At 42.8% G+C, this 14,501-nt stretch carries 13 protein-coding genes; 7 read left to right on the forward strand and 6 right to left on the reverse strand.

All coding sequences use genetic code 11. The features are described from left to right. Positions 1 to 11: 11 nt before the first annotated feature. Entirely contained in the window at positions 12 to 290 is a 279-nt protein-coding gene (locus SIO70_RS00965) for a hypothetical protein (RefSeq protein ID WP_320578596.1), read from the reverse strand. A gap of 192 nt (positions 291 to 482) precedes the next feature. Between SIO70_RS00965 and SIO70_RS00970 the strand changes: the two genes are divergently transcribed. From SIO70_RS00970 to SIO70_RS00985, 4 genes are read left to right on the forward strand one after another with little or no spacing between them, the layout of a single operon-like run. Continuing rightward, entirely contained in the window at positions 483 to 2,864 is a 2,382-nt protein-coding gene (locus tag SIO70_RS00970) for an outer membrane beta-barrel family protein (RefSeq protein ID WP_320578598.1), read from the forward strand. After that, entirely contained in the window at positions 2,827 to 3,708 is an 882-nt protein-coding gene (locus SIO70_RS00975) for a histidine kinase (protein WP_320578600.1), read from the forward strand. Before SIO70_RS00970 ends, SIO70_RS00975 begins: the two co-directional genes overlap by 38 nt. Next, a complete protein-coding gene (locus tag SIO70_RS00980; protein ID WP_320578602.1) occupies positions 3,705 to 4,763 on the forward strand; it encodes a sensor histidine kinase in 1,059 nt (352 codons plus the stop codon). Before SIO70_RS00975 ends, SIO70_RS00980 begins: the two co-directional genes overlap by 4 nt. After that, positions 4,760 to 5,449 (forward strand): LytTR family DNA-binding domain-containing protein, encoded by a 690-nt coding sequence (locus SIO70_RS00985; RefSeq protein ID WP_320578605.1) that lies wholly within the window; start codon positions 4,760 to 4,762, stop codon positions 5,447 to 5,449. The genes SIO70_RS00980 and SIO70_RS00985 overlap by 4 nt, the downstream gene beginning before the upstream one ends. Before the next feature lie 106 nt (positions 5,450 to 5,555). Here SIO70_RS00985 and SIO70_RS00990 read toward each other — a convergent pair whose 3' ends face one another. Continuing rightward, positions 5,556 to 6,545 carry an aldo/keto reductase gene (locus SIO70_RS00990; protein ID WP_320578607.1) on the reverse strand — a complete coding sequence of 330 codons (990 nt, stop codon included), beginning with the start codon at positions 6,543 to 6,545 and terminating at the stop codon, positions 5,556 to 5,558. A gap of 200 nt (positions 6,546 to 6,745) precedes the next feature. Continuing rightward, entirely contained in the window at positions 6,746 to 7,588 is an 843-nt protein-coding gene (locus SIO70_RS00995; RefSeq protein WP_320578609.1) for an AraC family transcriptional regulator, read from the reverse strand. 340 nt (positions 7,589 to 7,928) lie between these two features. On the opposite strand from SIO70_RS00995, the gene SIO70_RS01000 reads away from it, so the two are divergent. Next, complete coding sequence (locus SIO70_RS01000; protein ID WP_320578611.1) at positions 7,929 to 8,633, forward strand: hypothetical protein; 705 nt, start codon at positions 7,929 to 7,931, stop codon at positions 8,631 to 8,633. A gap of 24 nt (positions 8,634 to 8,657) precedes the next feature. On the opposite strand, the gene SIO70_RS01005 is transcribed toward SIO70_RS01000, so the two are convergent. The 3 genes from SIO70_RS01005 to SIO70_RS01015 all read right to left on the reverse strand — a co-directional run bounded on the left by SIO70_RS01005 (position 8,658) and on the right by SIO70_RS01015 (position 12,371). Beyond that, positions 8,658 to 10,367, reverse strand: a complete 1,710-nt coding sequence (locus tag SIO70_RS01005) for a GMC family oxidoreductase (protein ID WP_320578613.1) — start codon at positions 10,365 to 10,367, stop codon at positions 8,658 to 8,660. A gap of 5 nt (positions 10,368 to 10,372) precedes the next feature. Continuing rightward, entirely contained in the window at positions 10,373 to 10,873 is a 501-nt protein-coding gene (locus SIO70_RS01010) for a gluconate 2-dehydrogenase subunit 3 family protein (protein ID WP_320578615.1), read from the reverse strand. Between the two features lie 85 nt (positions 10,874 to 10,958). Beyond that, positions 10,959 to 12,371, reverse strand: a complete 1,413-nt coding sequence (locus tag SIO70_RS01015; RefSeq protein ID WP_320578617.1) for a hypothetical protein — start codon at positions 12,369 to 12,371, stop codon at positions 10,959 to 10,961. Positions 12,372 to 12,529: 158 nt separating this feature from the next. On the opposite strand from SIO70_RS01015, the gene SIO70_RS01020 reads away from it, so the two are divergent. Both SIO70_RS01020 and SIO70_RS01025 read left to right on the forward strand, forming a co-directional pair. After that, the gene (locus SIO70_RS01020) at positions 12,530 to 13,078 is read left to right on the forward strand and encodes a hypothetical protein (RefSeq protein ID WP_320578619.1); all 549 of its coding nucleotides are present in this window, start codon (positions 12,530 to 12,532) and stop codon (positions 13,076 to 13,078) included. 394 nt (positions 13,079 to 13,472) lie between these two features. Next, the gene (locus SIO70_RS01025; RefSeq protein ID WP_320578621.1) at positions 13,473 to 14,477 is read left to right on the forward strand and encodes a hypothetical protein; all 1,005 of its coding nucleotides are present in this window, start codon (positions 13,473 to 13,475) and stop codon (positions 14,475 to 14,477) included. The last annotated feature ends 24 nt before the right edge of the window (positions 14,478 to 14,501 follow it).

Below are 14,501 nucleotides of genomic sequence, written 5' to 3' on the forward strand. Positions count from 1 at the left end.
AATTCAGCTATTCAGCTCACGAAATACCCTTTTTCTGAGCCGATTAATTCAGCTATTCGGCTCACGAAACACCCTTTTTCTGAGCCGAATAATTCAGCTATTCGGCTCACCAAACACCCTTTTTCTGAGCCGATTAATTCAGCTATTCGGCTCACGAAACACCCATTTTTTGAGCCGATTAATTCAGCTATCCGGCTCACGAAACACCCATTTTTTGAGCCGATTAATTCAGCTATCCGACTCACGAAACACCCTTTTTCTGAGCCGATTAATTCAGCTATTCGGCTCATGAAATACCTTTTTTCTGAGCCGATTAATTCAGCTATTCGGCTCACGAAACACCCATTTTTTGAGCCGAATAGCCCTTTTACCAAAAATCCCCCAAACCATTCAATCTACCCCCTCCATCCTCCCTACTACCGAAATCTTTTCCCCCTCCCTCCCCATTCTCCCACCTTTACATTCCTAACCAACAAAAACTCATGAAACTAATCAACCTGCTTTTCTGCCTGCTAGCCATCACTCAATTACACGCCCAACAATTACACGGCACCATCACCGACCCACAAAACCAACCACGCCCTTACGTATTGGTCGTCCTCGCCACCGATAGCACCTACACCAAAGATGTAATATCAACCATCACTACCGAATCCGGCACCTATTCATTTCAAAACATAAAAGCCGGTCAATACTACCTTCGCGCTAACTTCTTAGGCTTAAAAACCTATACCAATAAAGTGACTCTACCAGGAGAACTGAACATCATTATGACCGATTCCTCCTCCCAACTAAACGAAATCGTCGTAAAAAGCCAAAAACCAACCTTTCAAAAACTCACTGACAAATTCGTCTTCAACGTCGCCAACTCCACCATCACTGCCGGTGGTACCGCCTACGACGTACTCACCCACACCCCCTTATTAATCCCCGGTACTAACGGCAATCTCAACATCGCCGGCTTCCCCGCAGGCGCCACCGTCTACATCAATAACCGAAAATCTTTATTAACAGGAGATGACCTCATGACCTACCTCAAAGGCATGTCTGCCGACAATATCATCAGTGTTGAAGTGATCACCAACCCCTCCGCTAAGTACGAAGCAGGGGCCTCCGGTGGCATCATCAATATCTTATTGAAAAAAACAGAAGACGAAGGCTTAAACGGTACCCTGACCTTATCAGACCGTCAAAACAAATTCAACGAACAACGCATCTCCGGGTTACTTAACTACAAAAAGAGAAGATACGCCCAACAATTTCAATTAACCGCTACCAACAGCAAAAACTTCATCCAGTTAAACGCCACCACCCTCTACCCAAAGATAAATGAGACAGAATCACTCAACACCGAAGTGAACTCCACAAACAAAGACATTTATGCCAAAACCGCCATCGACTACGAATGCTCTTCCAAAATAAATATCGGCGGCGCCGTTGAATACAAACGCAATACCAATAAAGCCATACAACAAACACTCAACAACATCCAATACCCCACCTACACCGACTCCTTACTGAACCACGGTAAGGAACCCGGTAACAACAACATTCTCAACAGCAACCTCTATTTCAAATTCAATGACGCTAAAAAAGGTCGTTCCCTGGATCTCAATGCAGATGGCATTATCTACAACAACAACGATAATAGCGAATTCCTTTCCTATTACAGGAACAAACCATCCGACATCTTCAACGGCTACAAATCCAATATCAAACAGGAAATCCACAACTACTCCTTCAAAGCCGACTACGCCCAGAAATTCATCTGGAAAACAACGCTGGAAGCCGGTGGTAAATACACCTACACCGAAACAAAGAACCCATATAACTTTTATAACTTAGACATCCCCTCCAACGAATACATCTTCAATCCAGGTATCTCAAACTATTTCATCTACCAGGAAAAGATCATCGCCGCTTACCTGAATTTGCAAAAGAGCTTTACAGAAAAAATATCCCTGAAGGCCGGTGTACGCATGGAATCAACCAGCACCACCAACATACAGAAAATCACAAACAAAAACGACTACACCCGCTGGCTTCCATCCGCCATGCTCAACTATGCCATCAACGACAACCACAACCTATCATTTGCACTGAAAAGCGATTTTAACAGACCCGCTTTCTGGCAAATGAATCCATTCATGACCTACACCAGCAATAAATCAGGTGTACAAGGCAATCCATTTATCAAACCTACTCAAAGCATTCACGCAGAACTCACCTACGTCCACCACCAGCATTATATCTTCATGGCTAGTTATGGCAAAGAGAAAAACCTCTTCCAACAAGTCGTGACGCTAATACAACCTGACACACTCATCTATTACTGGAACAACTACGGTTTCTCCAAATCCCTTGCACTCACCTCCGTGATCAATAAAACCATTTTAAAAGATTGCTGGACTGCCAGCATGACCAACGCCCTCGAATGGCGCACCCTCCATGTTACCGCCAATGGCGTAGCATCTGAAAATACATATCCCCTCTACATGTTGAATATTAACAATAATTTCTCTAATATCGCGCACACAGGCATCGACGCCACCGTGAGCGGAAGTTACTTTAATCAATATGCACAGGCGAATATGCTGATCAAATCATTTGGTAATATCAACATCGGTGTGAGTAAGAATTTTCCTAAACCAGCTATAAAAGTGAGTCTCGCAGTAGATGATATATTATACACCAGCTATTTCAGATTCCACACACTCCCCAATGACCAAATGATCAACACAGCTGTCAGTAAAAGTAGCACCCGCATGGTACGCGTATCGCTGATGAAAAAATTCGGTAACAAGAAAATGAAGAAATTTAATTCAAATGATAGCGGCAATCAGCAGGAACAAAACAGGATATAGGATCTGGCTGCACCTCCTTTTCTGGGGATTGTATTACGGCTTCCTGCTCCTATATTTCTGGAACATCAACTTAATCGGCAGCTCCTTCCATTTGAATAACCATGGCCAGGTGTTCTCACTCTGCGGGATAATGCTGGTGGTCAGCATATACCTCCACTATGGTGCCGTACATGCGATCATGCCAGTCTATAAAAATAGTATCGTCAGCGGAATTGTGCTGACGATACTATTTTTATTTAGCACATTTTGGCTCAGCCATTTTTTATTGACTCACTTATTATACGACCATCGTCTGCAGCCAGAAAGTTTATATTATTCCGAGAAGCTCTTCACCATCAAAAATTTATTTTTCTTCTCAAATGTGACCATATATATCACATTTACATCCATCACCTTAAAACTTGCGTTGAGCTATTATACAACTTCTAAAAAAACATTATTATTATCTCAGCTAAGAAACGAAACAGAGGTAGAATTTTTGAAATCGCAGATCAAACCTCACTTTCTATTCAATGCCTTGAACTCCATTTATGGCATCGCATTGAACGACCAGGAAGCGATCAATATCCTGCTCGAATTCTCCAAACTATTAAGATACCTGTTATACAATAGTGACGATCGGGTCGCTTTGGAAGAAGAAATAGACATTATCAGGATATACGCACACATCAATCGCCAGATCAATCCGGCACTCAATATTACTTTTCATTTTGATAAGGTGGCTAATTGTACGATCAAAAAATATGACTTATTTACTCAAGTACAACACATATTCACAAATGTGCCAACAATACAAAAAGAATATAATTTAATACAGGAAAGCGATAAACTATATTTTAAATGAACATTGAAAAACTCATTGCCCTCATCACCCGCAGGAGACTACTTTTTCATGTCTCATACTGGTTGCTGTATAGCATTTTCCGGATATTCATTTTACGATATGGGGTTCCTGGTTTAAGTTTGTTATATGCATTTTACAATACATTATATATACTGTTATTAAACATTTTCTTTTTTTTCTACCTCGCATACTTTATTCCTCCCCTGTATAGAAAAGGGCGTACCACCACGTGTATTTTACTCCTACTGGCTATCTTTCCGCTATGGGTAGTCTTAACCATGGCGTTCTCATTGATGAGTTTACTGTGGGATCATTCGTTTTATCCCGAGATTATAAAAATATTCCAATGGAATAACTTTGCAGCATTTACGAATGCGTTTTATTTATTCGGAGGAGTGATGTGGGGACTACTGCCCCCGATAATGATAAAGCTCTTATTAGAAACCTACAGACATATTCAACGACAAAAAGACATTCTGCTGTACAATAAACAAATGGCCAGGACACAGGCGCATTCCAACTTACCACCAGCATTCATTTTTGGCACATTAAACCTGGTACAGGAAAAACTACAAGACAATCAAAACGCGCAACAAGCGACTACCCAACTCACTAAACTACTCGACTTCGCATTTTATAAAAGTCAAAATAAAACTGTTACCATACAGGAAGAAATCGAATTCCTGGAAAGCTATATCGGCTTTGAAAGAATGCGCCATTCACCCAACCGTGTTTCTATTCTTTTTGAACATAGCATAAGTGATAAATACACCTTGCCGCCACTGCTATTTATCAACTTCATAGAAAATGCTTTTAAACATGGCGTGAACAGTACCATACAACAGTCGTGGGTAAAAATACATTTACATGAAACCAATGGCAGCTTATCTTTCAAAGTACAAAACAGCTTACCGAAAAACGCGGGTAAAGAAGCCGGTGGCATCGGTTTAAAAAACGTACGCAGGCGACTAGAACTGGAATTCCCGGGTAAATTCGTACTGAACTCAACGAAATCTGATATATTTGAAATTGACCTGGAAATACAACTGAGATGAAAGTATTAATTGTAGAAGATGAACCCATCGCCCAGAATATATTACTGGACTTTTGTGGCAGGATCTCCATTTTATCCACGCCTGATGTAGCGGACAATGCGATTGAAGCTTTTGAGATGATCAAACAGCAACAATACGACCTCCTGCTCTTAGATATCCAGATGCCGGAGATGGATGGTCTGACCCTCGCCAAATTACTCCCCTACAATTCTACCAATATCATATTCACAACCGCCTATTCAGAATATACACTGGATGCATTCGAACTGAATGTAGTAGATTACCTCATGAAACCCTTTTCTTACGAACGGTTTCAGAAAGCGATTCAGAAAGTGCTGTCACGCAAAATGCCGGAGGCCACTCCTGCAGAAGATGCGATCTTCATCAAAGTAGATGGTCAGTTTAGAAAATGCCGGTTCCATTCAATATTATATATAGAAGCACTCAGTGATTATGTAAAGATCCATACGACCGAAGGGAGTTATCTCTACTTTTCGACCATGAAAGCCATGGAAGAGCGGTTACCTGCCAATAAGTTTTTCCGTATCCACAACTCGTACATAGTAGCTATTGAAAAGGTTGAAACCCTTTTTGGCAATACCGTGCAGATCACGAATGGCGTGGAACTCCCTATCGCCAGGAACAGGAAAGAAAAACTGTTTGAGTTGTTAAAGATTAATGAATAGTGTTAAACATTTCGTAGAAATCGTCAAGTCTTAGAACGTCGGTGCCATTCAACGCTTTCATTAGTCACTCGGATTATCCTTTCAACACTTTCACCAGTCATTCAGATCACCGATTCAACGCCTTCATCAAAAACTCCGGATACCTCTTCCCTGCTGCAATTCCCGCCGGCATAATCGCCTCTATACTTTGCAAATCCTCTTGCGTAAGCTGCACTTGCTCTGCTGCAATATTTTCTTCCAGTTTATGTATCCGCTTCGTCCCCGGAATAGCAATAATATGCTCCCCCTGCGCCAACACCCATGCCAGTGCTAATTGTGTAGTTGTACACCCTTTCTGTGCAGCCAATACCTTAACTTGCTCCACCAGTTCAAGATTCTTATAAAAATTCTCCCCCTGAAAACGCGGCATATTTGGCCGGTTATCTTTCAGATCCCCAGGTGATTTTATATCACCAGTCAAAAATCCCCTGCTCAAAGGCGAATAAGCAACAATACCAATCCCCAATTCACGGGTAACAGGCAGCACTTCTGCTTCAATCTCCCTACTCCAAAGAGAATATTCAATTTGTAATGCTGTAATAGGCGCTACAGCCGCCGCTTTCCTGATGGTAGACGCAGATGCTTCAGAAAGACCTATGTACCGGATAACGCCTTTATCCACCATATCCGCCAGTGCACCCACCGTATCTTCAATAGGTACATTCGGATCTACCCGACCAGGAGTATACAGGTCGATGTAATCCGTTTTTAATCTTTGTAAACTGTAAAGAATAGCATTCTTTAAATAATCAGGATGGGCATTGACAGGGCCAAAACCAAATCCTTTATTCGCTGCCGGGGCGAACATTTGCCCTGTCTTGACAGAAAGGAAAGCTTTGTCCCGCTTGCCTTTGATCGCTTTGCCGATCAATTCTTCATTGTGACCGGTACGGTAATAATCAGCGGTGTCTAAAAAGTTATGTCCCAGCTCAAGTGCTCTTTCAATCACTTTAATTGATTCCTGGTCATCTGCTGCGCCGTAGGCGCCTGATAAACTCATACATCCAAGACCGATGGATGATACGAGTGGTCCGTTTGTTCCAAGTTTTCTATTCATGGCACAAATTTCTGTAGAACAACTTAAGAGGAGCCGGACAAAACGTATTAGTTCCCTGACAAATCCTGAATAAAGAAGAAAGATAGGAACTCCCGGAACAGCCTCTCAAAAATCCTGTATAAAAGTGATAACGGTCTTAACCCAGCAGCCCATCAAAGTTCCCTGACCAAAAAAGGATAGTACCTACCGGAACAGCCCCCTCACAAATCCTGAATAAACATTGCGATCGTCTGACCAGTGACCTTTTTAAATAAGCGGGAGAAGTATTCGGGATCATTAAACCCCAGGTCATAAGCCAATTCCTTGATAGAAGAGTTTCTTGCATAAAACAACCTACGCTTTGCCTCCAGTATGAGCCGGTTGGTAATAAACTCTTTCGGACTCAAGCCTGAATATTGCTTTACTATGCTATACAAACTGTTTGTATTCAAAGCAAGTTCTTCCGCAATCTCAATGATGCTGGGATGATCAGTGAGATTGTTCTCTATCAATAATTTAAAATTGATGTACTTAGCAAGCTTGTCATCCGCAGGCTGCTTATCCACAGCGAAATAAGCGGAATTAATTTCTGTTAATAAACTATTGAGGTGCGCCAGTATAAGGTCTGGATCCGTATCCATCGTACTGAGCAATCCGAGTAGCATTTCAAAGATAGATTTCAGCCTGGCAGCAGCTGGAGGGGTAAACTTGATTTTCTGGTTGTTGAGAGGATTGATGAGGAAAGGGTATTGTCTTGGTAAGAGCGACAGACTACTTTCCTCAAAGCCTAGTTTGAAAAAGTTAATCCCTTTTTTAGAATCAGGTACATGGTGGATTTGATGCGGTAACACAAAGAGGAGCTCGTTTGCCTGTATATCGAAATGCTGTAAGTCCACGCCATGGCGGGTAATGCCTTCCAGCACAAAGAGGAACAGGTAATGTGTTTTGCGATGAGCAGGAGAATAGGTCCCCAACATTTCTGGTGGAAGGCTCCCGAAAGTAGGGGAGATAATACGGATGGGGAGTTTGTTGTTTTGTGTATGTAGATGAAGGATGGAATCCATGGTATAAAAGTAGGGAATAACTCAACCATTTCCATCATTCACAAAAAACGACATCTTTAGCTGTTTTAAATAAATCTCTGTATGCAAGATCTCCTTCCCACCATCACAAATCCCCCTCCATTATCCACAATCCTGAGACTAGGCACAAAGTAATTAATATCTTATTCTTTCACTCTCACCAACTGCCACCTTCCATAAGTATGCCTGCTCACTAAAGCCAATGCCTGCTTGCCCAGGATTATAAGAGATCACCTCAACGCATCATCGATTCGAAAGTTATCACCAACAATTAATATCCCCCGGAATAATTTTATATTTATCTTAATAGAAATTTTAACCCATGAAGATCCCTGAAGCATTCAACGACATCATCAAAGACCACCTCAATGTCAATGCCGCCTGGCTACCGATTACTAACACGTTTCAACTAGGTGACTATGGCATCTTCTCCAACGGCGTATTTATGCAACTAGGCAATATCAAAGAATTTGGTATTCAATATGAAACCGCCGAAGGCCCGGATAGCAGCATCAACTTCACCTCTTCCGAAACCAGTGTAATCAACTTTTCAGGAGACGTACAGGTAGACGTGATCCCGCCCACAGCCATCGATGCAAAAGTGACCATGAAATTCGGCCGGAAAGGTTCCTTCTTTGTAAAATCCCCCGTGATCCAGGTAAAAGTAATGCAGAACATTCACCAGATAGGCACACAGCTCAAAGCCACTGAAGGCTGGAAAAGAAAATGGAAAGTCGTACACCAGCTATACAACGCTCAGGATGCAGCCATCTTCTCTACCATTGCCGCAGATACCGACCTCACCTTTAGTGGCGATGTAAAAGCACTGAAAGCCCTGAATTTAGGCGCTGCAAATATCAATGTAAATACCTCAAAAGAAATGGGGTTAGAAATGCATGGAAAGGCGGGCATCATTGCCCTTGGGTTATTTAAATTAAGATGGCTGGGTGGTGGTGTTAAATCAATGGACTTTACCCAACAAGATATAGAATTACTACATGGCGAGATAGAAGATGATAGCCTGTGAGCAATGCTCACAGGCCTTGTATCATTATATCGTTCCTTTTTTCATTTCCTTCACCGCATAATCCACCGCTCTTGCCGTGAGCGCCATATAGGTCAAACTCGGATTCTGCGTACTGGTCGATGTCATACACGCCCCATCTGTCACAAACACATTCTTCACCAGGTGCAGCTGGTTCCACTTATTCAATAAAGACGTCTTTGGATCATGCCCCATTCTCACACCGCCCATTTCATGAATATCCAATCCCGGCGCCTGTTTGGAGTCACGCGTTTTCAAATCAGTAAAACCTGCCTTTGTATACATATCCGTCATCTGCTCAAAGAAATCTTTCACCATCTTCTCATCATTATCATCATACCCAATATTAGTATGTAATAATGGAATACCCCATTCATCTTTCTGATCCTTGTCCAGGTATAAACGACTCTGCTCTTTCGGAATCGTCTCTCCCATCATATGAGAACCCACACTCCACGGACCTAACTCCTTTTTGAACAAATTATCTTTCAACGCTGTACCAAATCCATCTGGTTTTGAAAACGAAGGACGCATGGCATGGAAGCCTGCAGCATAACCTCTCAGGAAGTCAGTCTCCTGTTTTACAAGATTCCTGAACCGGGGAATATATGCACTGGTAGGGCGTTTGCCATCAGTCGTATATTCCAGCAAGCCTTCATACTTGCCAGTGATCACAGCACGGTAATTGTGAAAAGCAAAATACTTTCCTAACAAACCATTGTCATTACCAATACCATTCGGAAAACGATCAGAAGTAGAATTCAGGAGGATAATATTTGTATTCACCGCAGCGGCATTCACAAATATCACAGGTGCAAAATATTCAGTAGCAGCATGCGTCTTTGCATCAATCACACGTACACCAGTGGCTTTGCCTTTCTGTGCATCGTAGATGATAGAATGTACGACAGAATCAGGTTTCAAAGTAAGATTCCCTGTCTTCTCCGCCCATGGAATAGTGGAAGCATTGCTACTGAAATAGCCACCAAACGGACAGCCCCGCTGACACAGGTCACGCTTCTGACACTGCATTCTACCTTGCTGCTTATGGATTTCCTGTGGCTCAGTTACGTGTGCACAACGTCCATAGATCACATGCCTGTCTTTATAGTTTTTGCCTACAAAGTCCTTGAAGTATTGCTCTACTTTCGTCAGATCCATGGGAGGGAGGAACTCCCCATCCGGTAAACCGGGTAAGTTATCTTTGTTCCCGGAAATACCGGCAAACTTTTCCACATAACTATACCAGGGTGCAATATCTTCATACCTGATAGGCCAGTCAACCGCAAAACCATCTCTTGCAGGGCCTTCAAAATCGTAGTTACTCCATCGCTGTGTCTGCCTTGCCCACAGGAGTGATTTACCACCCACCTGGTAGCCGCGGATCCAATCGAATGGTTTGTCCTGTACATATGGATGTTCCTTATCTTTTACAAAGAAGTGAAGGGCATCTTCCTTGAATGCATAACATTTGCTCACCACCGGGTTATCTTCCTTTTGCTGGGCGGTGAGTTGCCCACGGTGCGCAAATTCCCATGGCATCATGCTGGTGGTGGGGTAATCTTTCAGGTGTTTAACATCTCTACCTCTTTCGAGTACTAAAGTCTTCAATCCTTTTTCCGTGAACTCTTTGGCTGCCCAGCCGCCGCTGATACCCGATCCGATCACAATCGCATCAAAGTTGTGGCTGGTATCGCCAGTATTTATATTTGGCATACAATTTATCCTTTATTGACCAATACACTTCCGTGGAATCGCCCTGGCACAAGCTCGTAGGGGAATACCTTTGTGAGATAATATTCAGAGCCGGTATAACCCTGGATTAATAAGCCTTTGTAAGTGTGATAGAAAGCGGAAGCATCTCCTGACTCAGCAGCAGTCTCTTCCATTTTTTTCAGGTAAGCGACATCTCCCTTTTCCCAGTCTTTCTGGAAGGCTTTCATACCGGTAAGGAATTTTTCCCTGTCTGTTTTCGTGAAACAATCATCGACTAGTGTGAGTGCATACTGATCAGCCTTTACCTGGATAGCACCTGGTTTATCTCCGCCAGGTATCAGGGTATCGGCAAGTGCTGCAAGAGCGCCTGTTTCCTCAGCGCTAAGTACAAAATTATTGAGTTTTTTTCCCGGTGGCTTTTTCTCATTGAAACATGAGGGTAAAATAGCAAGACCGGCAGATACGAACAGGACCTGTTTTAAAACGGTTCGTCTGGATACAAGCATTGGCGCGTTAGATTTTCATTACGACAATAAGGTAGTGGGAATATCCTGTATTTCCAAACATTTGGGATGAGTGGGGTAATGACCATCACTTTCCATACACCTTCATATCCCACAGCATTCCACCGAACGTAGCCCCTACAATCAGGTTAAATAACTGGTACCGCAGCACTACCGGCGAAGCCAGCACACTAAATCCAACATTGACCAACCAGTAATAGGTAACGATTGTCAACGCATACCTGAAATGTTCATTGGCAATAGCACGACCTTCCTGGTATAAATACCGGATCCAACCGATGAGAAAAACAAGCATGGTGATCACCATCAGGTAAGGATAAAAATTAAACAACCGGAGTTCTTGTCCCGCACGCTTATACACATGTGTATCCTTATATTGAAACCACTCCTTTGCCACCGGCAGAATAGTATCTACGCCATCATTATACACACCCAGGTTCTCCGCAGGAGGGAAAACATACTGCAATAAATTCGGGCAGATATAATACTGGATATAAGGCACAGGATACCGTGCAATCAGGTACTTACCATAATCATTCAGCAACGGTGCGATCTCCGCCATTTTGCGCAGGTGGCCTGCATTGTCAGAGATATGCTGAGCACCGGGTTCTGGTTGTAGTGGCGATCCCGGATCCCAGATAAAGTAAGCCATAATAGGTCGATTGGGTCTATCAGCCATCGGCACAGAATCCAGCCATTGATCCACGCGTGCCTGGATGTCGGTGAACTGCTTAGGCACCGTATCTTTGGATCTTACCGGCATATGTACATAAGCATACACCGCATTATTCGCCATTTGCCAGCCACTAAAAACAGAGAATTGTCGCCTGCCCATATGAGTCTCCGTCTGTCGCGTCGTATACAGAATAAACGCGCCTACAAGGAATACCGCCATTCCTACCGCCCACACTTTGACCCACTTTGAATACTGGCAAAACACAATCACCGTCATACTGATCACGGGATAGATCAAAGCATGATAACGTACTGTAAATGCCAGTAAGAGTACAAGGAGATGCACGCACAATAAAGGGAAGGTAGGTTTATAAGTCAGCCGGAATAACTGCGCCATCCACACCAGGCTAATCCCGATAAAATACACATCGCTGGTTACATAATTACTTAAGTAGAGGATAGCGGGGTTTAAAAAGATAATGGCAAAAATGGTCCATTGCAGCCATTTGCTACAAGGTCGTAATGCCAGTAAGGTGTAAAAGTAGTACAGTCCACAGATGTGGTAGATGAAGAACTGAATAAAAACCAGCAAAGTATCGCTATGAGAAAAGAACCCGGCAAAACGGATCAGTTTTGCATACCCTACCGGCCATAAATTAGCATCGATATTGGTAGCCGCACTCCGCAGGTAATTGTAGGAGTCCTGCATAAAATTGGGATACGGATACAGGTATTTGATCAAAATAAATTGCAGGACCATTGTAACTCCTGCTAAGAAACAGTAATGGTATCGCATTCTCATCATACGGCAGGAATTTAATCATTTGATTTAATATAAAGTTAGGAGATCCCGGAAAAGCGTGATGCACAATCATTAAAAAAATAAAACGCACCTTTAACCAATTCTTAACTAAACCCAAATTTTACTTTATTAGTTTAGTGTAAGAAATCAAACTTGCCAGCATGCACAAAGACCTTATTCAGATTTTTGAACACCAGGCTCCCAACGAATTATCTCATTTCTTTTACGACAATGCCATCGCCATAGACCAGCTGATTCAGCAGTACGATGCGTGGAACCTGGAAAATACCCGCCAACAGATGCACCGCATTCGCGAAATCAAAAAAGGGATTCGCCAGCGCACAGCCGATCATGGTTGGACCGATATTGACGGATTGGATATTTGTTACCAGTTTTCCAGGCCAGACGTACCTGCTGTCAACATAGAAGCAGGGTTCATAGCTACGCGTACACAACCGGCGGGAGAGTTTGTCATCAATGTAACCACCACCGGTATACAGGCATGGAATCATTACGAAGACAAGCTGCTGCAGGAGTATACCAGTTATGAGCCAGTGATTGCCATGCAAAAGACGGTATTGCGGGTAGCGACCATTGGAGGAGATCAACACGATAAGATCGTGGATGCACTCCAACAGGTATACGATTTTCTACATACATTGTGTGGTCAGGCACAGGTATACAAGGTGACAGTACCCGGCCTATCCTAATCATAATCAACTAATTAACATCTCCTTTTACATCGGAAACCCCTTACTCACCAAGCAGTCTTCAGTTAACATTTTTATCTTTTTTGTTTTATTAACAAGTCATTAACCACTTACCCCAATCATTTTGTTAGTTTAGCAAAATGCTGGTCAATGCAGATAAGAAAGGTAGTCATGAGAAGGTATAGATAACTAACTATTCCGGTATTGGAAATACGATTTTGCTGTAATGGAGCGTCTTACACCCCACCGTTTGAATACCTGGCATTGTTCAAACCCTGCTGACAAACTACCTGGCAATTTGATCATCATATTCATGTTTCATATCTCATGTTTCATGTGAAAGTGTTAACGACCTTTTAAGGTGTAAACAAAATCGCCGTTAAAAAACACGATTATGTACCCAGTATTGCACGACGAAAATAAGCTGCTTTTAATTGACCGGTTCATTACAGAATATGTGCATGCAGGTCATGTGCCGACGGAATATTTACAATTGGTAATTCCGAGTGGAGGGCTATATTTTGAGTCGGATAATGACTTTGATATGTTGTCTCAGCATATGCAGCTGGGGTATTTTTCAGTGTGGTTACATGATATATTTGCGAAGAAAGATATTGTTCTTTGTCCATATTCCCCTTATCATTTGTGGGCGTTGCATTTTATGTATGAGGACTCATTGCGGGCGGAAACGATCACAATACCGGAGTTTATGTTGGAAGAGCGGCAGTGTAATTTATTCAATCTTTACTCAGAGATGCACCGGGTGCCTATGAAGGCGGGGCAGAAGGTATTATCGTTTCATATCAATATCATGCCGGCGAATATTCCGAAGCTGGTGCAACAGTATCCGGGGTTGTACAACCTGGCGAATAAGCGGTTGGAGAAGATCAGTGGTGTGATTAATGACAGACCTTACCGGATCAATGCCGTGTGTAACTATCTTGTTCAGCATATCATATCCTGTAAGTATGTAGAGGAGATGGCGCAGTATTATTTGCATAGGTGTTGTGTGGATTTGTTTCTAAACTTCGCCTTGCAGGATGCCACGCCACCGCCATCGTTACAGTTGTTTACGCCGATACAGACGGTGATGTTGCACCAGGTGTTTAATTATGTGACCACAAACCCGCAGATGAGGCATAGTGTAGCGGAACTGGCGAATATGTTTAATATGCCGGGAGCACAGTTGGCACAGGGGTTCAGACATCATTTCTGCATAGGGATCACGCCGTTTATTAATATGGTGAGGATGATGCATATTTATGATAGTATTATGAAGAAGTCGTTTACCTTGAGGATGATAGCGGCGGCGACGGGATATAGGAATGCGATAGATATGTTGAAAGAGGTAGATGCGTACTATGAGTGTAATGTGATGCTGATGCGAAGGGAGCAGTAGGAGATGCTTGATGGTATTGGGTTT

Origin of the sequence: Chitinophaga sancti (assembly GCF_034087045.1) — a bacterium.
GTDB lineage: Bacteria > Bacteroidota > Bacteroidia > Chitinophagales > Chitinophagaceae > Chitinophaga > Chitinophaga sancti_B.